This is a genomic window from Pseudomonas sp. CGJS7, from assembly GCF_036961695.1.
Genome location: NZ_JBAMDI010000007.1, coordinates 130351 through 151595, shown reverse-complemented (window position 1 = coordinate 151595; position 21245 = coordinate 130351). Strand labels below are relative to the sequence as shown.

Genomic DNA, 21245 nt, shown 5'->3' with positions numbered 1-21245 from the left:
GTTGCTCACTCAGCCCAGGCGAGTCAGGGGTTCGCCGCAATGGGCAGGGTCATTGTGTGGCGCGCTGGTTTTCCAGGTCTTCAAGCTCAACGCGGTATTGGTGTGCTTCGTGTTCGTTATGGAACATGCCCACCAGTTGACCTTGTTGGTACACATCCCAGATCCGCACGCCAGCGGCCAGGCCTTCGTGGGACATTCTCGATTCGTCGCGTTCGGTTACTTGGACAGTCATCGGTAAACTCCACTTCTTCAAGATGGCTGCGACAGTGTGTCGCACGTCTTCTTTATAGAGTTTGTTAGCAGACTAAGTAAGTAAAACAGGCATGAAACAAGTTTCATGAAGCTCGAAGGGATGCTGCCTGGAGGGCTTCTTCGCAGCAAAGAAAAGCCCCGCACAGGGCGGGGCTTCAGGTGTTACAGGCAGTGCGCGATCAGTTGCCCTTCACCGGTTTGCCATCGACCGTGCCATCCTGCAGCACGATCACGTACTCCTTGCCATCGGTCTCTACCTGGCGCAGTTGCACCAGCAGGTAGTCCCAGTTCTTGGCAAACCACAGCTCGGTGATGCGCTTGCTCTGGCTGGGATCGCGCACGCGCTCGACCTTCACGGCATCGACCTGGCCGGTCTTGGTGGTGACCTTTTCGGTGCCCAGCACGCGGAAGTCGTAGGTGTCGATCTCGTCGCCGTCGACCACCTGGTAGGTCATGCTCTTCTTGCCTGCGGCCACGTCGTGCTGCAGGGCCAACTGGTAGGAGGACTTGTCCAGTACGCCGCGGTTCAGTGGCAGGCTGACGGCATCGCCACGGTCGCTGCCGGTGATCTTCTTGGTGCTCCAGTCGAAGTCAAGGTCGACCTTCTTGGCCTTGCCCAGGCCGCCGCGCTCGAAGTGATACTTCTGCGGCAGCAGGGTGTCGTTTTCCAGGCGCAGGGTGCTTTGCTCGGTCAGGCTGGCGATCATCATGGAAGCCTTGAAGTTAAGGTCCCAGGTACCGTTGGCATTTTTGACCAGGCTGCGCTCGGCGGTGCCGCTCATGGGCAGCTGCTTCCAGTCGGCAGTGTAGCTTGCCGAGAACGGCTTCAGATCAGCTGCCTGGAGGGGCAGGGCGAGCACGGCGAGAGCCAAGAGCAGGGCGCGACGCATAAATTCTCCTAGGATCGAATCAAGTGACCGCTGGCCGCCAGTGGCTGGCCGTCCAGTAATGCACCCTGTTCGCCAAGACGCAAGCGCCCTTCAGCGAACCAGCGCACCGCCAGTGGGTAGATCAGGTGTTCCTGATGGTGTACCCGCTGTGCCAGGCTTTCGACGGTGTCATCAGACGCCACCGGTACCACAGCCTGTACGACCAGTGGGCCGCCATCGAGTTCCTCAGTCACGAAGTGTACGCTGCAGCCATGCTCGGCGTCGCCAGCTTCCAATGCCCGGCGATGCGTATGCAGGCCCTTGTACTTGGGCAGCAGCGACGGGTGGATGTTGAGCAGGCGGCCCTGATAGTGGCGCACGAAGCCGCCACTGAGGATGCGCATGAAACCGGCCAGCACGACCAGGTCCGGGGCAAAGCCGTCGATGCGCGCCATTAGCGCGGCATCGAAGGCTTCACGGCCGTCGAACTGGGTGTGGTCGAGCACGACGCTGTCGATGCCGGCCGCTGCGGCGCGTTGCAGGCCGTAGGCATCGGCGCGGTTGGAAACCACCGCGCGGATACGCACCGGGCTGTCCTGCCCTTGGCAGCTGTCGATCAGGGCTTGCAGGTTGCTGCCGGAGCCCGACAGCAGTACCACTACATTGCAGGTCTTGCTCGGCATCAGTGTGCCTTGAGGTTCTGCAGCTCGACCTGGGCAGCGCCTTCGGCGGCTTCGGCGATGTGGCCGATTACCCACGGTTGCTCACCGGCGGCGCGCAGTTCGTTCAGGGCGGCTTCGACCTGGTCCTGGGCCACGCAGATGACCATGCCCACGCCGCAGTTCAGTACGCGGTGCATTTCGTGCTCGTCGACGTTGCCCTTTTCCTGCAGGAAGTCGAACACCGCCGGGCGCTGCCAGCTGGCCACGTCAACCACGGCCTGGGCGTTTTTCGGCAGTACGCGCGGGATGTTGTCCAGCAGGCCGCCGCCGGTGATGTGGGCCATGGCCTTGACTGCGCCGGTGTTCTTGATCAGCTGCAGCAGCGGTTTGACGTAGATGCGGGTCGGCGCCATCAGCAGGTCGGTCAGCGGCTTGCCGTCCAGCTGGGTGTTCTCGATGTCGGTAGCCGACACTTCGAGGATCTTGCGGATCAGCGAGTAGCCGTTGGAGTGCGGGCCCGAGGATGGCAGGGCGATCAGCGCGTCACCGGTGGCAACCTTGGAGCCGTCGATGATTTCGGCCTTTTCCACCACGCCTACGCAGAAACCAGCCAGGTCGTAGTCTTCGCCTTCGTACATGCCAGGCATTTCGGCGGTTTCACCACCGACCAGCGAGCAGCCGGCCAGTTCGCAACCGGCGCCGATGCCGGTGACCACGGTGGCGGCCACGTCAACGTTCAGCTTGCCAGTGGCGTAGTAGTCGAGGAAGAACAGCGGCTCGGCGCCGCACACGACCAGGTCGTTGACGCACATGGCGACCAGGTCCTGGCCGATGCTGTCGTGCTTGTTCAGGTTCAGCGCCAGGCGCAGCTTGGTGCCGACGCCGTCGGTGCCGGAGACCAGCACCGGCTGCTTGTAGCCGGCCGGGATCTCGCAGAGGGCGCCGAAGCCGCCCAGGCCACCCATGACTTCAGGGCGTGCGGTGCGTTTTGCCACGCCCTTGATGCGTTCGACCAGTGCTTCGCCGGCGTCGATGTCTACACCGGCGTCCTTGTAGCTCAGGGAGGGTTGCTTGCTCATTGATCCAGGCCTTTAGGAGGGAGGGATTCTTAAAAACGACCATGACGGCCAAGGCCGGCTGATAAGCGGCGGCGGTCTGAAACGTCAGTGGTCTGTGAAGGCGCGCGATTTTATCAGGGTTGCCGGGCAGCGGCCATCCTCAGGCCGACGGGCAGGGCGGTAATTGTTGAAAAAAGCTGGAGGGTGGTTGATGCGGTTGCATGTGTATAAGCTGCAAGCAACGAGCTTTACGCTGCACAACAATGCAGCCCGGCGCTCGGCCTGCTTTTTCTTGCAGCTTGAAGCTTACGGCTTGAAGCTCGACTGGACAGGAATCCTCCATGCGTTTGTTCAATATTCTGGCAGCCGGTTGCCTGGCCCTGATCTCGGCCACTGCCCTGGCTGAAAATGTCTCCGGCCTTTATCAGGTGCGCGAGCCGGTCACCGGGCCGGGCGCCGAAGCCCGTACCGCGGCCACAGTCAAAGCCCTGGACACGTTGGTGCAGCGTCTGACCGGTGACCCTAAGGCCGTGCAGAGCCCTGCATTGGCCGAGCTGCGCAAGGACCCACAGCAAATCATCAACCAGGTGGGCAGCGAAGCCGGCCCGCCCGAGTCGGTAGTGGTCGAGTTCGACCCAGGTAGCACCGAGCGGGCCTTGCGCAAGGCTGGCCTGGCACTGTGGGGCAGTAACCGGCCCTCGATACTGGGGTGGTGGTTGAACGACACGGTCGAGGGCAGCAACCTGGTCGGTGATGGCCAGGCCAGTGCCCAACCCCTGCGCCGCGCCGCCCAGCACCGGGGTCTGCCGTTGCGCTTGCCGCTGGCCGACTTGCAGGAGCAGCTGGTCGCCAATGCCAAGCAGATCGAAGGCAACGATCCGGCGCCACTGCGCGAAGCTTCCGAGCGCTACGGCGCCGATGCCTTGCTGGCGGTACACGCCCAGGAAGCCGACGGCAAGTGGCAGGGCAAGTGGCAGCTGTGGCTGGGCGACCAGCGTGAGCAGGGCACTGCCGAGGGCGCCGACCAGGCCGCCTTGGCTGACGCGGTGATGATGGCTGTAAGCAGCCGCCTGGCGCCACGCTACGTTACCCGGCCGGGTGCCAGCAGCCAGTTGCAGGTGCAAGTGCAGGGCATGAACCTGCAGCGCTATGCCGAGCTGGCCCGCGTGCTTGAGCCCTATGGCCCACGCTTGCAGGCGGCTGAAGGCACTACCCTGACCTACGGGGTTACGGGCAATCGTGAACAGCTACGTGCCCAGCTTGGCCTGGCCAAGCTGCAGGAAGTGCCGGTCGAGCAGGCACCGGCGGTGCCGGCCATGCCAGTACCGGCAGTGGACGCCGCAGCCGCGCAGCCCGCGCCTGCGCAGCCAGCACCCAAGCCGTTCGACGGCTTGCGTTTTCGCTGGTAAGGGGCGCTTGCCGTGACTGACATGCGTCGCTGGATCTGGCTGGGCGCTGCACTGCTGATCGCTGTGCTGCTTTATAGCCTGCACAATATTCTTACGCCGTTCCTGGTCGGCATCATGCTGGCCTACCTGGCCGACCCGCTGGTCGATCGTCTCGAGCGCCTGGGGCTTTCGCGTACCTGGGGTGTGGTGGTGGTGTTCGGCCTGTTCACCCTGTTGCTGTTGGCGTTGTTGCTGGTGCTTGTGCCGATGCTGGCCAAGCAGTTGGTGCGCCTGTACGAATTGGCGCCGCAGATGCTCGACTGGCTGGAGCATGTCGCACTGCCGTGGGTACAGAGCCGCCTTGGCCTGGCCGATGGTTTCTGGAAATTCGACAAGATCAAGGCCGCCATCGGCGCGCACATGGGGCAGACCACCGATATCGTCGGCATGCTGCTGTCCCAGGCCACTGCCTCAAGCCTGGCGTTGGTGGCCTGGTTGGCCAACATGGTGCTGATCCCGGTAGTGGGCTTCTATCTGCTGCGCGATTGGGACTTGATGATGGGCAAGCTGCGCGGCCTGTTGCCGCGCCAGCGCGAGCCGCAGGTGATGGGCCTGGCAGGTGAATGCCATGAAGTGCTGGGGGCATTCGTGCGCGGGCAACTGATGGTGATGCTGGCCCTGGGCGTCATCTATTCAGCCGGCCTGATGCTGGTGGGGCTCGAACTCGGTCTGCTGATCGGCATGCTTGCAGGCCTTGCGGCCATCGTGCCGTACATGGGCTTCATCATTGGCATTGGTGCCGCGCTGGTGGCCGGCCTGTTCCAGTTCGGTGGCGACCTGTACCCGATGCTGGGCATCGTTGCGGTGTTCATGGTCGGGCAGGCGCTGGAGGGTATGGTGCTGACCCCTCTGCTGGTGGGCGATCGCATCGGCCTGCACCCGGTTGCGGTGATCTTTGCCATCCTCGCCGGGGGTGAACTGTTCGGCTTCACCGGTGTGCTGCTGGCGCTGCCGGTGGCGGCGGTGATCATGGTGCTGCTGCGGCATGTGCATGCCCTGTACAAGGAATCGGATATGTACGCTGGGAACATCGACCCGGAGCTTTGAACACCCTGTGTTTCGTCTTGAGCTGTTTCGCGCCCGCGAAATTGAGCGTCGCCTCGCGGCGCCCGATCTCGCGGGCGCTGAGCACGGTTTGTCCTGCATCCGCCGCTCGCTTGTGCTGCGCAACTTGTTGATTTTGCTTGCCCTATCTGCAGTCGAGATTGTGCGCCCCGCGTTGCGGGTATAGACTTTGCAGATTGTTCACCAAAGGCCCCCAGCGGTCCCGTCGACCGCCCGCGAGCATGAAACCACCGATCCAGTTGCCCCTGGGTGTGCGCCTGCGCGATGACGCCACCTTCATCAACTACTATCCGGGCGCCAATGCTGCGGCATTGGGTTACGTCGAGCGGCTATGCGAAGCCGACGCCGGCTGGACCGAGAGCCTTATCTACCTGTGGGGCAAGCAGGGTGTTGGCCGTTCCCACCTGCTGCAGGCCGCCACCCATCGCTTCCAGCAACGTGGCGAGCCCGCTGTCTACCTGCCGCTGGCGCAGTTGCTCGACCGTGGCGTGGAACTGCTCGACTACCTGGCCCAGTACGAACTGGTGTGCATCGACGATCTGCATGTGATCGCCGGCAAGGCGGATTGGGAAGAGGCCATGTTCCACTTGTTCAACCGCCTGCGCGACAGCGGCCGACGCTTGCTGCTGGCTGCCTCGGCATCACCGCGTGAGCTGCCGATCAAGCTGCCGGACCTGAAGTCGCGATTGACCCTGGCCCTGGTGTTCCAGATGCGCGGCCTGTCCGACGAAGACAAGCTGCGCGCCTTGCAGCTGCGAGCTTCGCGCCGTGGCCTGCACCTGACCGACGAAGTCGGCCATTTCATCCTCACCCGTGGCGCGCGGAGCATGAGCGCGTTGTTCGACTTGCTCGAGCGCCTCGATCAGGCGTCGCTGCAGGCACAACGCAAGCTCACCATTCCGTTTCTCAAGGAAACCCTCGGCTGGTAACCCCCTGAAAACCCTGGGCCAGAGCGGTAAAACAAAAAAGTCACATCTTTTTCGATAAAATTTGCAAATGGCCATGATAGAGGGCATAGTTTCACCCTTCTAAAGGATTACAGACACGGTCGTGCCCATGCTGAAGCGCTTCGCACCCCTCGTGCCACTCGCACTCGTGACCCTGCTTTTTGGCTGCGCGGCCCAAGGCCCGGTATCTCAGCCCCAGGATCACACCCCGATCACTGCACAATCGGCTATCAAGGCCAAGGCCTCTTCCTCGTCGGTATTCGGCGAGCCGGAAGAGCTGGCCACCGAAGATGACCTGGCGTCTTTCTCCGGCGGCAAGCCTTACCAATTGCCGGTTCTGGCTGACAGCATTCTCGAGCGCGGCATGTCCTTGATCGGCACCCGCTACCGCTTTGGTGGTACCTCGGAAAAGTCCGGCTTCGACTGCAGTGGCTTCATCGGTTACCTGTTCCGCGAAGAGGCGGGCATGACGCTGCCGCGCTCCACGCGTGAAATGATCAACGTTGATGCGCCGAAAGTGGCCCGCAACAAGCTCAAGCCAGGTGACTTGCTGTTCTTCAGCACCAATGGCCGCGGCCGGGTAAGCCATGCCGGCATCTACCTGGGTGACAACCAGTTCATCCACTCCAGCAGCCGTCGCAGTGGCGGTGTGCGCATCGACAGCCTCGGTGATCGCTACTGGAGCAAGACCTTCATTGAAGCCAAGCGCGCCTTGGCCATGGCGCCGACCAACATCGCGCGCAACTGATATCAAAATGATGTACCCTGCCGCGGCGGTGATGCTTTGAAAAAAAGCTCGCCGCCGTGCGCATTTACAGAAAGCGTCTAATCTAAACTCTCAACTCTTTTCGGCTGCAGCGCAGCGGTCTCAGACAGGATGTTCTGGCCATGGTAAAGATGGCGCGCTTCGCATTTCTCTCCTTGGCAGCCTTGCTGGCTGCATGCTCCAGCCGTGCGCCTGCGCCGGCCCCTGTGGTACAGCCGCAGGTTACCTATAGCCAGCCCAGTCCTTCACCGATTGCCGATGACGTGCTGATTCGCGCCATTGGTCTGGTAGGCACGCCCTATCGTTGGGGGGGCAATACCCCGGACTCCGGCTTCGACTGCAGCGGCCTGATCAAGTATGTGTACCGTGATGCTGCTGGCATCAGCCTGCCGCGCTCGACGCGAGAGATGATTGTCATGCGCGCACCGACGGTGGATGTCAGTTCGCTGCAGTCTGGTGACCTGGTGTTCTTCGCCACCAGTGGCGGCTCGCAGGTCAGCCATGCCGGCATCTATGTCGGGGACGGCCGCTTCGTACATGCACCTTCCACCGGTGGCACCGTGCGCCTGGACTACCTGTCAAACAGCTACTGGGCCAAGGCCTACCTGCAGGCCAAGCGGGTGATTCCGCAAGGGCATCTGGCACAGAACCCTTGATATCCATGCCTGTTTAGCGGCCCCCTCGAGCTTGGGGCCGATACCGGCTGCCTGGATTCAAGGTGTTTTGCTCACCCGCCAGACCACCCGCTTCGATTGACGCTCCCGGTGCAACCCTCTAACCTTCGCGGCGTGTTTCAGGTGCCCTGCCAGCCCCGACTGGGCAGGGTGAAACTGGGAAGCCGGTGGGCGCCAGCATGGCGCGATTCCGGCGCTGCCCCCGCAACGGTGGATGAGTAAAAGGCCGCGCAGGGCCACTGGGTGCCAGCATCCGGGAAGGCGCGCAGGCCAGGGCCAAGGCCCACTCACAAGCCCGGAGACCGGCCTGATACTGCCAACGGCATCACGGAGGGTGATGCGCGGTGCACCGTGGCGCCCAGCCATGGCCTCTGCGCGTTCTCCGTTTGCCTGCCTATTACCTGTCGCCGCGCATTGCTGTGGTGCCAGCCAGCGGAGAACCCTGATGAGCGATTCCACCGAACGCGACGAACGCCACCTGGCGCGCATGCAGCGCAAGAAGGCGGTCATCGACGAACGCATCGCCAATTCCCCTAACGAATGTGGCCTGCTGCTGGTGCTGACCGGCAATGGCAAGGGCAAGAGCAGTTCGGCCTTCGGCATGCTCGCGCGCGCCTTGGGCCACGGCATGCAATGCGGTGTGGTGCAGTTCATCAAGGGCCGCAACAGCACCGGCGAGGAGCTGTTCTTCCGTCGCTTCCCCGAACAGGTGCGCTACCACGTGATGGGCGAGGGCTTTACCTGGGAAACCCAGGACCGCCAGCGTGACATCGCCGCTGCGCAAGCCGCCTGGGCGGTGTCGCGCCAGTTGCTGCAGGACCCGGGTGTACAGTTCGTGGTGCTGGACGAGCTCAACATCGCCCTCAAACATGGTTACCTCGACCTGGACCAGGTACTGTCCGACATTCAGGCCCGCCCGCCCATGCAGCATGTGATTGTCACTGGCCGCGCTGCGAAGCCCGAGATGATCGAACTGGCCGACACCGTGACCGAAATGGGCATGCTCAAGCACGCCTTCCAGGCCGGTATCCGCGCACAGAAAGGCGTCGAACTGTGAGTCGATCGCGGCACTGCCCCGCCGTGTTGATCGCGGCGCCGGCCTCTGGCCAGGGCAAGACTACCGTCACTGCTGCGCTGGCCCGCCTGCACCGCAACCTCGGGCGCAAGGTGCGGGTGTTCAAATGCGGGCCCGACTTTCTTGACCCGATGATTCTCGAACGGGCCAGTGGCGCGCCGGTGTATCAGCTGGATCTGTGGATGATCGGTGCCGAGGAAAGCCGTCGTCTGCTGTGGGAAGCTGCTGGCGAGGCTGACCTGATCCTCATCGAAGGGGTGATGGGGCTGTTCGACGGTACCCCGTCAAGCGCCGACCTGGCGCGCCACTTTGGCGTGCCGGTGCTGGCGGTGATCGACGGCACAGCCATGGCCCAGACCTTCGGCGCCCTGGCCCTGGGCCTGGCGCGGTACCAGGCCGATCTGCCGTTCGCCGGCGTGCTGGCCAATCGGGTAGGCAGCCTGCGTCATGCGCAACTGCTCGAAGGCAGCCTGACCGAGGGCTTGCGCTGGTATGGCGGCTTGTCCCGCGAGCGCGGCATCGAGCTGCCCAGCCGCCACCTGGGCCTGGTGCAGGCCAGCGAGCTGAATGACCTGGACACCCGCCTCGACGCTGCCGCCGAAGCGCTGGGCGCCAGTTGCGATGCGGCGTTGCCGCCGCCAGTCAGCTTTGCCGAGCCGGAACCGCAAGCCAGCGTTGCCTCGCTGGCCGGTGTGCGCATTGGCGTGGCGCGGGACGAGGCGTTCGCCTTCATCTATGGCGCTAACCTCGACCTGTTGCGCAACCAAGGTGCCCAGCTGGTGTTCTTCTCGCCGCTGCACGACCACGAACTGCCGGCGGTAGACAGCCTGTATCTGCCGGGTGGTTATCCTGAGCTGCATCACCATGCGCTGGCCGCCAACGCACCGATGTGCGAGGCGATCCGCGCCCACCACGCACAGGGCAAGCCATTGCTGGCCGAGTGCGGCGGCATGCTGTACCTGCTCGATGCCCTGACTGACGTGGCCGGCGAACGTGCCGAACTGCTCGGCCTGCTGCCGGGTGAGGCGACCATGCAGAAGCGCCTGGCTGCCCTGGCGCTGCAGGCGGTGGAACTGCCGGAGGGGACCTTGCGCGGTCACACCTATCACCATTCGCTGACCAGCACTGCGCTGGAACCGATCGCCCGGGGTCTGAGCCCCAACGGCGGGCGTGGCAACGAGGCGGTTTATCGTCTGGGCCGGCTGACGGCCTCTTACGTGCACTTCTATTTCCCTTCCTGCCCGGATGCGGCGGCGGCGCTGTTGCGACCATGAATGATCACGCCTACAGCGACGCCGAGCGCGCCGCCATTTACCGGGTCATCGGCGAGCGCCGCGACATGCGCCATTTTGCGGGTGGCCAGGTGGCGCCCGAACTGCTTGGCCGCTTGCTGGCCGCCGCACATCAGGCGCCCAGTGTCGGGCTAATGCAGCCGTGGCGCTTTATCCGCATCACCCAGCGTGACCTGCGCGGGCGCATCCAGGCCTTGGTGGAGGCGGAGCGGGTACGCACGGCCGAGGCGTTGGGCGAGCGATCCGATGCATTCATGAAGTTGAAGGTGGAGGGCATAAACGATTGTGCCGAGCTGCTGGTGGCGGCCTTGATGGACAACCGCGAGCCACACATCTTCGGCCGCCGCACCCTGCCGGAGATGGACCTGGCCTCGCTGGCCTGTGCCATCCAGAACCTGTGGCTGGCCGCGCGTGGCGAAGGGCTGGGCATGGGCTGGGTGTCGCTGTTCGACCCGCTGGCGCTGGCCGCGCTGTTGGGCATGCCCGCCGGGGCCAAGCCGGTGGCGGTACTGTGCCTTGGGCCGGTCGCCGAGTTCTATCCGGTGCCGATGTTGGTGCAGGAAAGTTGGGCCGAAGAGCGGCCCTTGAGTGAAATGCTTTACGAAAACCAATGGGGAGAGCGTCAATGAGCGTGGCCTTGCTGACCGTGGCCGGGGTGGCCCTGGACGCTTTGCTGGGCGAACCACAGCGCCGCCACCCCTTGGTGGCGTTCGGCAACATGGCCGGCAACCTGGAGCGCCGCCTGAATGCGGGGGGGCGCGGCTGGCGCAGCCACGGCGTGAGCGCGTGGTTTCTGGCGGTGGTGCCGCTGACCCTGGTGGCGCTGGTCCTTTCGTGGCTGCCATATATTGGCTGGCTGGTTGATGTGCTGGCGCTTTACTGCGCGGTGGGGATGCGCAGCCTGGGCGAGCATGTGCTGCCGGTGGCCAATGCCTTGCGCCAGGGCGACCTGGCGGAGGCTCGGCGCCGGGTTGGCTACCTGGTCAGCCGCGAAACGCGCGAACTGGACGAGCCCGCGGTGGCCCGAGCGGCGACCGAGTCGGTGCTGGAGAACGGCAGCGACGCAGTGTTCGCCGCGTTGTTCTGGTTTGTGGTGGCCGGTGCGCCCGGTGTGGTGCTGTACCGCCTGAGCAACACGCTGGATGCCATGTGGGGCTACCGTAACGAACGTTTCGAGCGCTTTGGCTGGTGCGCGGCGCGCATCGACGATGTGCTCAACTATATACCTGCAAGGCTGGTGGCCCTGACTTATGCCCTGTTGGGCAAGACCCGTCTGGCCCTGGCCTGCTGGCGCAAGCAGGGCCCGCTGTGGGACAGCCCCAACGCCGGGCCGGTGATGGCTGCCGGCGCCGGCGCGCTGGGCGTCGAGCTTGGTGGCCCGGCGGTGTACCACGGCGAACTGCATGAGCGGCCGCGTCTGGGCGAGGGGCCAGTGGCCGATGCCGATGCCATCGAGCGCGGCTGGCAGCTGGTGCAGCGCGGCGTGTGGCTGTGGCTGCTGATGATCTGCCTGGGGGCCTATATCAATGCTTGAACATGGTGGCCGCCTGTTACGCGCGGTGCAGCAATACGGTATCCCCCGCGAGCAGTGGCTCGACCTGTCCAGCGGCATTGCGCCCTGGCCATTTCCTGTCCCGCCGATTCCCGTCGACGCCTGGGCCCGCCTGCCGGAAACCGAGGACGGCCTGGAGGACGCCGCGCGCTTGTATTACGGCGCCCGCCAGTTGCTGCCGGTAGCCGGCTCCCAGGCCGCGATACAGGCCTTGCCGCTGCTGCGTACAACCGCCCGGGTTGGCGTGCTGACGCCGTGCTATGCCGAACACCCCTATGCCTGGCAACGGGCGGGGCATCAACTGCTGGCGCTGGATGAAGCGCAAGTCGAGGCTGCGCTCGACGGCCTCGATGTGCTGGTGCTGGTGAACCCCAACAACCCGACCGGCCAGCGGGTGTCGCGCGAACGCCTGCTGGCTTGGCATGCTCGCCTGGCTGCTCGCGGTGGCTGGCTGCTGGTCGACGAAGCATTCATGGACAACACCCCGGCGGACAGCGTGGTGGACTGCGCCGAACGCCCGGGGCTGATCGTGCTGCGCTCGTTTGGCAAGTTCTTCGGCTTGGCCGGCGTGCGCCTGGGCTTCGTTGCCGCCGAACACAGCTTGCTGCTGCGCCTGGCCGAGCTGCTCGGACCCTGGACCGTCAACGGCCCGACCCGGGTGCTGGCCCAGGCCAGCCTGTCTGATGAGACTGCCCAGCGCGCGCAGGCCGAACGCTGTGCTGCTGCCAGCGAGCGGCTTGCGCACGTGTTGCGCAGTGCCGGCCTGGCGCCTAGTGGTGGCTGCGACCTGTTCCAGTACGTGCGTAGCGAGCATGCTGCGCGGCTGCATGAATTTCTCGCCCGGCGCGGCATCCTGGTACGGCTGTTCGAACAGCCAGCGGCAGTGCGCCTGGGGTTGCCTGCCTGCACGGCGGACGAACAGCGCCTGGCCCAGGCCCTGGCGGCTTATCAGAAGGAAACGGCATGACCACCCTCATGGTGCAAGGCACCACCTCCGACGCAGGCAAGAGCACACTGGTGACCGCGTTGTGCCGCTGGCTGTTGCGCCAGGGCGTCGCTGTGGTGCCCTTCAAGCCACAGAACATGGCGCTGAACAGCGCGGTGACGGCTGATGGCGGTGAAATCGGCCGGGCCCAGGCGGTGCAGGCCCAGGCCTGCCGGCTACAACCGCACACCGACATGAACCCGGTGCTGCTCAAGCCCAACAGCGACACCGGCGCCCAGGTCATCATCCACGGTCGCGCGGTCACCAGCATGAATGCAGTGGCCTACCACGACTATAAAACCACTGCCATGCAAGCGGTGCTGGCGTCTCACCAACGCCTGAGTGCCGCGTACCCGGTGGTCATGGTCGAGGGTGCGGGGTCGCCGGCAGAGATCAACCTGCGTGCCGGCGATATCGCCAACATGGGCTTTGCCGAAGCGGTGGACTGCCCGGTGATCCTGGTGGCCGACATCAACCGCGGTGGTGTGTTCGCCCACTTGGTGGGCACGCTGGAATTGCTGTCGACCAGTGAGCAGGCGCGGGTCAAAGGTTTTGTCATCAACCGCTTCCGTGGCGACATTGCCCTGCTGCAGCCAGGGCTGGACTGGCTGGAACAACGCACCGGCAAACCGGTACTGGGCGTCCTGCCTTACGTTACCGACCTGCACTTGGAAGCCGAAGACGGTATCGATGTGCGTCAAGGCGTCAAGCACGAGCGAGTGCTAAAGGTGATCGTGCCAGTGCTGCCGCGCATCAGTAACCACACCGACTTCGACCCGCTGCGCCTGCACCCGCAGGTGGACTTGCAGTTCATTGGCCCGGGCCAGCCGATTCCGGCTGCCGACCTCATCATCCTGCCAGGCTCCAAGAGCGTGCGCGGCGACCTGGCACAACTGCGCGAGCGCGGTTGGGACACGGCCATCGAGCGGCACCTGCGCTATGGCGGCAAGCTGATTGGTATCTGCGGTGGCCTGCAGATGCTGGGGCGGGAAGTGCATGACCCGCTGGGGCTGGAGGGGGCCGCAGGCTCAAGCCAGGGGCTCGGCCTGCTCGACTATGCCACGGTGCTCGAAGCCGAGAAGCAACTGCGCAATGTGGCCGGCACGCTGAGCCTTGAAGCGGCAACGGTAACCGGTTATGAAATTCATGCTGGCGTTACGACGGGGCCTGCGCTGGCGCAACCTGCGGTCCAACTGGCTGATGGCCGCCATGATGGTGCTGTCAGTGCCGATGGCCAGATCCTCGCCACGTACCTGCATGGCCTGTTCGAAGGCAGCCAGTCGTGTGCTGCGCTATTGCGCTGGGCCGGGCTGGAGGATGTGCAGGTTATCGACTACGAAGCGTTGCGCGAACACGACATCGAGCGCCTGGCCGATCTGGTGGAAAAGCACCTGGACACCGCGCAGTTGCGCCAACTGTGTGGGGTAGCCTGACATGCGTAACCTGATTCTCGGCGGCGCCCGGTCTGGCAAAAGCCGCCTGGCCGAACAACTGGCCAGCGCCAGCGGCTTGCCGGTGACCTACATCGCCACCAGTCAGTCGCTGGATGGCGAAATGAACGAACGCGTGTTGCTGCATCGTCAGCGCCGGCCGGATGACTGGGGGTTGATCGAAGAGCCCTTGGCCCTGGCCGCGGTACTGCGCGCCGAAGCGGCCGAAGGGCGCTGCCTGCTGGTGGATTGCCTGACCCTGTGGCTGACCAATTTGTTGATGCTGGAAGATGACCAGCGCCTGGCCGAGGAGCGTGATGCCCTGCTGGCATGCCTGGAACAGTTACCTGGCACCCTTATCCTGGTCAGTAACGAAACCGGCCTGGGCGTCGTGCCCATGGGCGAGCTGACCCGGCGCTATGTCGACCTGGCCGGCTGGCTGCACCAGGCCGTGGCCGAACGCTGTCAGCGTGTCGTGCTGACCGTGGCCGGCCTGCCCCTAATCCTCAAAGGACCTGCACTATGACCCAAGCCTGGTGGCGTGATGCCTGCCAACCCCTCGACAACGCCGCCATGGACCAGGCCCGCGCCCGGCAGCAGCAACTGACCAAACCTGCTGGCTCGCTCGGCCAACTTGAAAAGCTGGCCATTCAGCTGGCTGGCCTGCAGGGGCTTGAACGACCAGCGCTGGATCAGGTAGCCATCAGCATTTTTGCCGGCGACCACGGCGTGGTCGAAGAGGGCATCTCGGCCTACCCGCAGGCGGTGACCGGGCAGATGCTACGCAACTTCGTCGGCGGGGGCGCGGCGATCAGTGTGCTGGCGCGGCAACTGCAGGCCAGCCTGGACGTGGTCGACCTGGGCACCATTGACGCGCAGTTGGAGCTGCCCGGCGTGCGCCATCTGCGCCTGGGCACCGGTACTGCCAACTTTGCCCGTCAACCCGCGATGACCGAAAACCAGCTGCAAGCGGCCTTGCAGGCCGGTCGCGACAGTGCCCAGCGCGCCGCCGAACAGGGCGCACAGCTGTTCATCGGTGGCGAGATGGGCATCGGTAACACCACAGCCGCCGCAGCCTTGGCCAGTGTTCTGCTGGGGTGTCCGGCGTCGGAGCTGAGCGGCCCTGGCACCGGCCTGGACAACGCCGGGGTGCAGCACAAGGCTGAAGTCATCGAGAGGGCGCTGCGCCTGCATGGCCTGCATGCTGAAGACCCGTTGCAGGCACTGGCTTGTGTTGGCGGTTTCGAGATCGCGGCGTTGGCGGGTGCCTACCTCGGTTGCGCGCAGGCGGGTGTCGCAGTGCTGGTGGATGGCTTTATCTGCAGTGTCGCTGCGCTCGTGGCAGTGCGCCTCAACCCGCAGTGTCGAGCCTGGCTGTTGTTCGCTCACCAGGGGGCTGAGCCTGGGCACAAGACCTTGCTTGCTGCGCTGCAGGCCGAGCCCTTGCTGGCCTTGGGCTTGCGCCTGGGTGAGGGCAGTGGCGCTGCCCTGGCGGTGCCGCTGTTGCGCCTGGCCTGTGCGCTGCATGGGCAGATGGCGACCTTTGCCGAGGCCGCGGTGGCGGACCGCCCGGCATGATCCTCGACTTGCTGCGCCATGGTGAAACGGAACAGGGCGGCCTGCGTGGCAGCCTTGATGATGCCTTGACCGACAAGGGCTGGGCGCAGATGCGCCGCGCCGTGGCCGACGCCGGCCCGTGGCAGGTGCTGGTCAGCTCGCCGCTGCAACGCTGTGGGCGTTTCGCCGATGAGCTGGGTGCGCAGTTGAACCTGCCAGTGCAGCGTGAGCCCGCCCTGCAGGAACTGCACTTCGGTGATTGGGAGGGCCAAAGTGCCGCGCAGATCATGGAGCACCAGGCCGATGCACTGGGCCGTTTCTGGGCCGACCCTTACGCCTTCACACCGCCCAATGGCGAGCCGGTCGAGGCGTTTGCCGAACGGGTGCTGGCGGCTGTCGAGCGTTTGCGCCTTCAGCATGCCGGCAAGCGCGTGCTGCTGGTGACCCATGGTGGCGTGATGCGGCTGTTACTGGCCCGTGCCCGTGGCTTGCCCAGGGAGCAGTTGCTGCAGGTCGAGGTTGGCCATGGCGCGTTGATGCGGCTGGTGCCGGGTGGCGATGGGCAACTGGTCGAGGCGCCCTGAGATGTTGCCGTTCTGGATCGCCCTGCAGTTTCTCAGCAGCCTGCCGGTGAGCCTGCCGGGCATGCCGGCACCGCGTGAGGTAGGGCGTTCGCTGCTGTACTACCCGCTGGTCGGGCTGCTGTTCGGCTTGTTGCTGTGGTTGGCCAGTCACCTGCTACAGGGTGCGCCGTCGCCGCTGCATGCGGCTTTGCTGCTGACGTTGTGGGTATTGCTCAGTGGTGCCTTGCATCTGGATGGCCTGGCGGACAGTGCCGACGCCTGGCTCGGTGGTTTCGGCGACCGTGAGCGCACCTTGCGGATCATGAAAGACCCGCGCAGTGGGCCGATTGCCGTGGTCACCCTGGTCTTGGTGTTGTTGCTGAAGTTTTGCGCATTGTGGGTGCTGGTCGGGCAGGGCATCGGGGCGCAATTGCTGCTGGCGCCGTTGATCGGGCGGGCGGCGATGTTGGGCCTGTTCCTTTGTACACCTTATGTGCGACCTGGCGGGTTGGGGCAGGCATTGGCCGAACATATGCCCCGCCGCGCGGCGGGGTGGGTATTGCTGGTTTGTGTGCTGTTCTGCCTCTTTCTGGGCGGATGGAGCGTGCTGCTGGCGCTGGCGGTGTTTGCCTGGTTGCGGCATATGATGTGCCGGCGCCTGGGCGGGACCACCGGTGATACCGCCGGTGCGTTGCTGGAGCTGCTGGAGCTGGCCGTCGTGCTCGGGTTGGCGCTGGGGCTTTGAGCGCTTGATCTGGACGACCCTTTAGCGGCTGCTTTGCAGTGCTTTCGCAGCAGGCCATAGGTGTGGAGGGAGCCAGTAACTTCCAGAAACGGTCCGGTAGCGCTTGCCTCTTGCTTGTCGGCGTATCCTCAGCGTCCCCCAAGCAACCAGGTAGGCTTTCCGTGCGTCACTGGATCTTTGCCAGTCTATTGGTCCTGTCCACCCCCCCAGCCACTGCTGCAGATCTCATGGCGTTCTGGGACACCCCACGCCACGGCGGCAACAGCTTCAACCGGCTGCCACCCGATCAAGCCTACTTCGATGCCCTGAGGGGGTACGGCGCCACATGGGTGCGGCTGTCGTACGACAAATGGCAACCGGTGAAACGAGATTTCCTCCTTGGCAGCGCCGATACCTATGAAGGCCTGCCCGACGCCGACCTGGCTGTGCTGCGTGCCACCCTCGACCGGGCGCACCAGGCGGGGCTCAAGGTGGTCATCGCGCCACTCTCGCTACCGGGTATGCGCTGGTCGCAAAACAACCAGGGCCAGTTCGATGATCGCCTGTGGCAAGACAAACGCTACTGGTCCCAGGCTGCGGCGTTCTGGCGAGATATGGCGCGCGAACTGAAAAGTCATCCGGCCATCGCGGCCTACAACCTGATCAATGAGCCAGCACCGGAGAAACAGGGTGGCCTGGCTGAACATGCCGAACTTGGGCAGATGCAGCAGTGGTATGCGCAAGCGCAGGGCGGTGCGCGCGATCTGCCCTTGCTGTACCGGCAACTGATAGCGGCCATCCGCGAAGAAGACGCTGATACGCCGATCATGGTCGATGCCGGCTGGTATGCAGGCGCAGACGCGTTCGGCTACTGGCCGGCGCCGCTGGAGGACCCGCGAGTGCTGTACAGCGTGCACATGTATGAGCCCTATGCCGCAACCAGTGCGCCGAACATGGCGCGCAAACAGCCCATCGCCTATCCAGGCCCCGTATCTTTTGCCGGGCAGACACAGCTGTGGGATGGCCGGCGAGTTGAAGGCTACTTACGCCAGCCGCTGGCATGGGCTGAGGCCGTGGGGCTACCGCTTTCTCGTCTGGTGGTGGGCGAGTTTGGCTGCATGCGCAGGCTGCCGGGTTGTCGGCAGTACCTTGAAGATGTACTCGTCGTGCTGGATCGCAACCGGTTGCACTGGGCGTTCTATAGCTTTCGTGAAGACAACTGGGATGGCATGGACTACGAACTGGGCACGGCGAAGGTGCCGTGGCGCTACTGGCAAGCGGTCGAGCAGGGCGCGCCAGACCCCTTGGCGCGCAAGGCCACGGTTGAGTTCGAGCCGATCCGCAGGCGCTTGAACCCGGACTGACGCTTCTCTATTCCTTGTGAAACTTCTTGCAACACTCCGTACGCGGGTATATACACGTATCCATGCTGACCAGTGAATGCATCTGTACCCACCTGCGTCGCGCCGCCCGCGGCGTGAGCCGGCATTACGACGAAGCCCTTGCCGGCTTCGGGGTCAATGTTGCCCAGTTTTCTCTGCTGCGGCACCTGCAGCGGCTCGACCGACCCAGCATCACAGCCCTGGCAGAAGCCATGGGGCTCGAGCGCAGTACCCTGGGCCGCAACCTGCGTGTGCTGGAGGCGGATGGGCTGGTAGCACTGGGCGAGGGCGACGACCAGCGTAACCGCGTGGTGCTGTTGACCGCGGCGGGTAAGCAACTGCTGCACGTTGCCCACCCGGCCTGGGAGCAGGCCCAGAAAGAGCTGGTTGAACGGCTCGGGGTGGGGCAGCGGGATGAACTGGTGCGACTGCTGGAACAACTGGCCTGATTTGATACGACTATAAGCGGGTATATACCCGCAAACCTTGCGATGTGCTGGAGATAATGACAATGACTTCGGTGTGGCGAACCAGCGGATGGGTGTTGGTGGGGGCGGCCTTGATACTGGCGCTGTCTCTGGGCGTACGGCACGGCTTTGGCCTGTTTCTGGAGCCGATGAGTACTGATTTTGGCTGGGGGCGTGGGGTGTTTGCCTTCGCCATTGCCTTGCAGAACCTGATCTGGGGCCTGGCGCAGCCGTTCGCTGGCGCCTTGGCCGACCGGCTTGGCGCGGCGCGGGTGGTCATCATCGGCGGTATTCTTTATGCCGTCGGCTTGATCTTGATGGGCTTGGCTGATTCGCCCTGGTCGTTGTCGCTGAGTGCGGGCTTGCTGATCGGCATCGGCCTGTCCGGCACGTCGTTCTCGGTCATCCTCGGTGTGGTCGGGCGTGCAGTGCCGGCCGAAAAGCGCAGCATGGCCATGGGGATCGCCAGCGCCGCCGGGTCGTTCGGCCAGTTCGCCATGTTGCCGGGCACCCAAGGCCTGATTCAGTGGCTGGGCTGGTCGGCAGCGTTGCTGGTACTGGGCCTTTTGGTGGCGTTCATCGTGCCTTTCGTCTGTCTGCTGCGCGATCGCCCGTTACCCAGTCACGGTGCCGAGCAGACCCTGGGCCAGGCGCTGCGCGAGGCGTGCACGCACTCCGGCTTCTGGTTGCTGGCACTGGGCTTTTTTGTCTGTGGCTTCCAGGTCGTATTCATTGGCGTGCACCTGCCGGCCTACCTGGTTGACCAGCACCTGGCTGCGACCACCGGTACGACAGTGCTGGCGCTGGTGGGCCTGTTCAACATCGTCGGTACCTTCACCGCAGGCTGGTTGGGCGGGCGCATGTCCAAGCCGCGCCTGCTGACCGGGTTGTACCTGCTGCGTGCGGTGGTGATCGTGCTGTTCCTGTGGGCGCCGGTGAGCGAGTTCAGTGCTTACCTGTTCGGCATTGCCATGGGCCTTCTGTGGTTGTCCACGGTACCGCTGACCAATGGGACCGTGGCCACGGTGTTCGGGGTGCGCAACCTGTCCATGCTGGGCGGTATCGTGTTCCTGTTCCATCAGTTGGGTGCGTTCCTGGGGGGCTGGCTGGGTGGGATAGTGTATGACCGCACCGGTAGCTACGACCTGGTCTGGCAGATTTCCATCCTGCTCAGCTTGCTGGCCGCTGCCCTTAACTGGCCGGTGCGCGAACGCCCGGTTTCACGCCTGCAGGCCCAGGCTGTATGAACCGCTACCTGATACGCGGCCTGTTGGCTATTGCCGCTCTGTTGCTGCTGGCACTGGTGTGGTGGGGCTGGCATCAGGGTGGGATGGCGCTGATGCAACTGGGCATGAGTGTGTGTTAGGCGCTACCCTGCAAGCTCAAGGATTGTCATGCGGGAGAAACGAGTCATGCGTGCACATTGGTTGACGGTGCCGGTGCTGGCCCTGCTTGCCAGTACATCGAGCTGGGCTGCAGATTGCCCGGCATTGTTGCAGGGTAGCCTGCCGGAATTGCGCGGCAAGGGGCAGGTCGAGCTGTGCAAGCGCTTTGCCGGCAAGCCGCTCGTGGTGGTGAATACTGCCAGTTATTGCGGTTTTGCCCCGCAGTTCGAGGGGCTTGAGGCGACCTACAAGGAGTATCACGAGCAAGGCCTGGAAATGCTCGGCGTGCCGTCCAATGACTTCAAGCAGGAAGACGCCGACAGTGAGAAGACTGCCAAGGTTTGCTATGCCAACTACGGTGTCACCTTCACCATGACCAAGACGCAGGCGGTGCGGGGCAAGGATGCGATACCGCTGTTCGCGGAGCTGGCCAGCCAGAGCACTGCGCCGAAGTGGAATTTCTACAAGTATGTTGTCGATCGCAAGGGCAAGGTGATCGGTAACTTCTCCAGCCTGACCAAACCGGATGATCCCGCGTTCCGCGCCGCTATCGAAAAGGCCATCGCCTCACAGCAGTAACCAGGCTGCGCTTGCTGCGGCGTTTGCTTTTAAGCGCGAGGCAGTTCAGGCGACGCAGATTGCGACTTCAGTAGGCCTTACGCCGTCCTCCTGAAGTCGCGGGATCAAGATCAAAAACAGGAAGTGGCTGGCTGCGGTCACTTCACCGTGCATGCACGGTAATCGCCACCAACCGCACCACCACCGGCCGGACCAGCAGCACACACACAAATGCCACCGGCATCGCCAGCTGATAGGCCTTGAGCACATTGCCCAGATACTCAGGGGTAAACCCGGCATTGGCCGCCGTGATCACGAAGCACATCAACAGCGCCATGATCGACGACATGTAGAACGCGAAAACGTAGGGGGTAGCGACCGGGTGCAATTTACGTCGACTGCACGATCGGGGCAGGTTGCTCATGCGAACTCCTGAAAGCTGAGTGGAAGCGCAGATTAGCAACCTGCACCCTGCAGCTGTAGACCGGCAGCATTGAGTTCTTTATAAAGAAACACTTACGAATCCAAGCGCTC

25 protein-coding genes and 1 riboswitch are annotated in these 21245 nt (G+C 64.1%); of the genes, 20 read left to right on the top strand and 5 right to left on the bottom strand.

From position 1 onward, the window contains the following. Positions 1-49: 49 nt before the first annotated feature. From V7787_RS07105 to purM, 4 genes are all read right to left on the bottom strand, one after another. Entirely contained in the window at positions 50-232 is a 183-nt protein-coding gene (locus V7787_RS07105) for a hypothetical protein (RefSeq protein ID WP_003252431.1), read from the bottom strand. Positions 233-431: 199 nt separating this feature from the next. Further along, entirely contained in the window at positions 432-1142 is a 711-nt protein-coding gene (locus V7787_RS07100; RefSeq protein ID WP_010952720.1) for a DUF3108 domain-containing protein, read from the bottom strand. Positions 1143-1150: 8 nt separating this feature from the next. Beyond that, positions 1151-1804 (bottom strand): phosphoribosylglycinamide formyltransferase, encoded by a 654-nt coding sequence (purN, locus tag V7787_RS07095; RefSeq protein WP_014754253.1) that lies wholly within the window; start codon positions 1802-1804, stop codon positions 1151-1153. Continuing rightward, positions 1804-2862 (bottom strand): phosphoribosylformylglycinamidine cyclo-ligase, encoded by a 1059-nt coding sequence (gene purM, locus V7787_RS07090; protein WP_003252437.1) that lies wholly within the window; start codon positions 2860-2862, stop codon positions 1804-1806. Before purM ends, purN begins: the two co-directional genes overlap by 1 nt. A gap of 320 nt (positions 2863-3182) precedes the next feature. On the opposite strand from purM, the gene V7787_RS07085 reads away from it, so the two are divergent. The 20 genes from V7787_RS07085 (at position 3183) to V7787_RS06990 (ending at position 20732) form a co-directional block, all read left to right on the top strand. Further along, positions 3183-4250, top strand: a complete 1068-nt coding sequence (locus V7787_RS07085) for a DUF2066 domain-containing protein (RefSeq protein WP_274146689.1) — start codon at positions 3183-3185, stop codon at positions 4248-4250. A 12-nt stretch (positions 4251-4262) separates the two neighbouring features. Then, complete coding sequence (locus V7787_RS07080) at positions 4263-5336, top strand: AI-2E family transporter (protein ID WP_104887153.1); 1074 nt, start codon at positions 4263-4265, stop codon at positions 5334-5336. A gap of 239 nt (positions 5337-5575) precedes the next feature. Then, positions 5576-6283, top strand: a complete 708-nt coding sequence (gene hda / locus V7787_RS07075) for a DnaA regulatory inactivator Hda (RefSeq protein WP_003252443.1) — start codon at positions 5576-5578, stop codon at positions 6281-6283. A gap of 127 nt (positions 6284-6410) precedes the next feature. Continuing rightward, entirely contained in the window at positions 6411-7049 is a 639-nt protein-coding gene (locus V7787_RS07070; protein WP_020193409.1) for a C40 family peptidase, read from the top strand. Positions 7050-7189: 140 nt separating this feature from the next. Further along, the gene (locus V7787_RS07065) at positions 7190-7723 is read left to right on the top strand and encodes a C40 family peptidase (protein ID WP_014592098.1); all 534 of its coding nucleotides are present in this window, start codon (positions 7190-7192) and stop codon (positions 7721-7723) included. Positions 7724-7845: 122 nt separating this feature from the next. Beyond that, positions 7846-8066: riboswitch (cobalamin riboswitch) on the top strand. Positions 8067-8186: 120 nt separating this feature from the next. Beyond that, complete coding sequence (cobO, locus tag V7787_RS07060; RefSeq protein WP_003252448.1) at positions 8187-8798, top strand: cob(I)yrinic acid a,c-diamide adenosyltransferase; 612 nt, start codon at positions 8187-8189, stop codon at positions 8796-8798. Beyond that, entirely contained in the window at positions 8795-10090 is a 1296-nt protein-coding gene (locus V7787_RS07055) for a cobyrinate a,c-diamide synthase (RefSeq protein WP_336086849.1), read from the top strand. The genes cobO and V7787_RS07055 overlap by 4 nt, the downstream gene beginning before the upstream one ends. Next, positions 10087-10737: a 5,6-dimethylbenzimidazole synthase gene (gene bluB / locus V7787_RS07050; protein WP_121162094.1), complete on the top strand. Its 651-nt coding sequence runs from the start codon at positions 10087-10089 to the stop codon at positions 10735-10737. The genes V7787_RS07055 and bluB overlap by 4 nt, the downstream gene beginning before the upstream one ends. Beyond that, positions 10734-11642, top strand: coding sequence for an adenosylcobinamide-phosphate synthase CbiB (gene cbiB, locus V7787_RS07045; protein ID WP_064491176.1), 909 nt, complete (start codon positions 10734-10736; stop codon positions 11640-11642). Before bluB ends, cbiB begins: the two co-directional genes overlap by 4 nt. Then, positions 11635-12627: a threonine-phosphate decarboxylase CobD gene (gene cobD, locus V7787_RS07040; RefSeq protein ID WP_064491175.1), complete on the top strand. Its 993-nt coding sequence runs from the start codon at positions 11635-11637 to the stop codon at positions 12625-12627. Before cbiB ends, cobD begins: the two co-directional genes overlap by 8 nt. Next, a complete protein-coding gene (locus V7787_RS07035; RefSeq protein WP_064491174.1) occupies positions 12624-14078 on the top strand; it encodes a cobyric acid synthase in 1455 nt (484 codons plus the stop codon). The genes cobD and V7787_RS07035 overlap by 4 nt, the downstream gene beginning before the upstream one ends. A gap of 1 nt (position 14079) precedes the next feature. Beyond that, positions 14080-14601: a bifunctional adenosylcobinamide kinase/adenosylcobinamide-phosphate guanylyltransferase gene (cobU, locus tag V7787_RS07030; protein ID WP_064491173.1), complete on the top strand. Its 522-nt coding sequence runs from the start codon at positions 14080-14082 to the stop codon at positions 14599-14601. Continuing rightward, positions 14598-15653, top strand: coding sequence for a nicotinate-nucleotide--dimethylbenzimidazole phosphoribosyltransferase (cobT, locus tag V7787_RS07025; protein ID WP_064491172.1), 1056 nt, complete (start codon positions 14598-14600; stop codon positions 15651-15653). The genes cobU and cobT overlap by 4 nt, the downstream gene beginning before the upstream one ends. After that, entirely contained in the window at positions 15650-16216 is a 567-nt protein-coding gene (locus tag V7787_RS07020; protein ID WP_060546111.1) for a histidine phosphatase family protein, read from the top strand. The genes cobT and V7787_RS07020 overlap by 4 nt, the downstream gene beginning before the upstream one ends. Position 16217: 1 nt before the next feature. Continuing rightward, positions 16218-16940, top strand: coding sequence for an adenosylcobinamide-GDP ribazoletransferase (locus V7787_RS07015; RefSeq protein WP_064491171.1), 723 nt, complete (start codon positions 16218-16220; stop codon positions 16938-16940). 227 nt (positions 16941-17167) lie between these two features. Next, on the top strand, positions 17168-18283 hold the full coding sequence (locus V7787_RS07010; RefSeq protein ID WP_081273154.1) for a glycoside hydrolase family 5 protein: 1116 nt from the start codon (positions 17168-17170) through the stop codon (positions 18281-18283). Between the two features lie 62 nt (positions 18284-18345). Beyond that, positions 18346-18750 (top strand): MarR family winged helix-turn-helix transcriptional regulator, encoded by a 405-nt coding sequence (locus V7787_RS07005; protein WP_014592088.1) that lies wholly within the window; start codon positions 18346-18348, stop codon positions 18748-18750. 62 nt (positions 18751-18812) lie between these two features. Beyond that, positions 18813-20015, top strand: a complete 1203-nt coding sequence (locus V7787_RS07000; protein ID WP_064491169.1) for an MFS transporter — start codon at positions 18813-18815, stop codon at positions 20013-20015. Next, positions 20012-20134 (top strand): hypothetical protein, encoded by a 123-nt coding sequence (locus V7787_RS06995; RefSeq protein ID WP_010952738.1) that lies wholly within the window; start codon positions 20012-20014, stop codon positions 20132-20134. The genes V7787_RS07000 and V7787_RS06995 overlap by 4 nt, the downstream gene beginning before the upstream one ends. A gap of 46 nt (positions 20135-20180) precedes the next feature. Continuing rightward, positions 20181-20732, top strand: coding sequence for a glutathione peroxidase (locus tag V7787_RS06990; RefSeq protein WP_064491168.1), 552 nt, complete (start codon positions 20181-20183; stop codon positions 20730-20732). Positions 20733-20874: 142 nt separating this feature from the next. On the opposite strand, the gene V7787_RS06985 is transcribed toward V7787_RS06990, so the two are convergent. Next, positions 20875-21135, bottom strand: coding sequence for a DUF2798 domain-containing protein (locus tag V7787_RS06985; protein ID WP_064491167.1), 261 nt, complete (start codon positions 21133-21135; stop codon positions 20875-20877). Between the last annotated feature and the right edge of the window lie 110 nt (positions 21136-21245).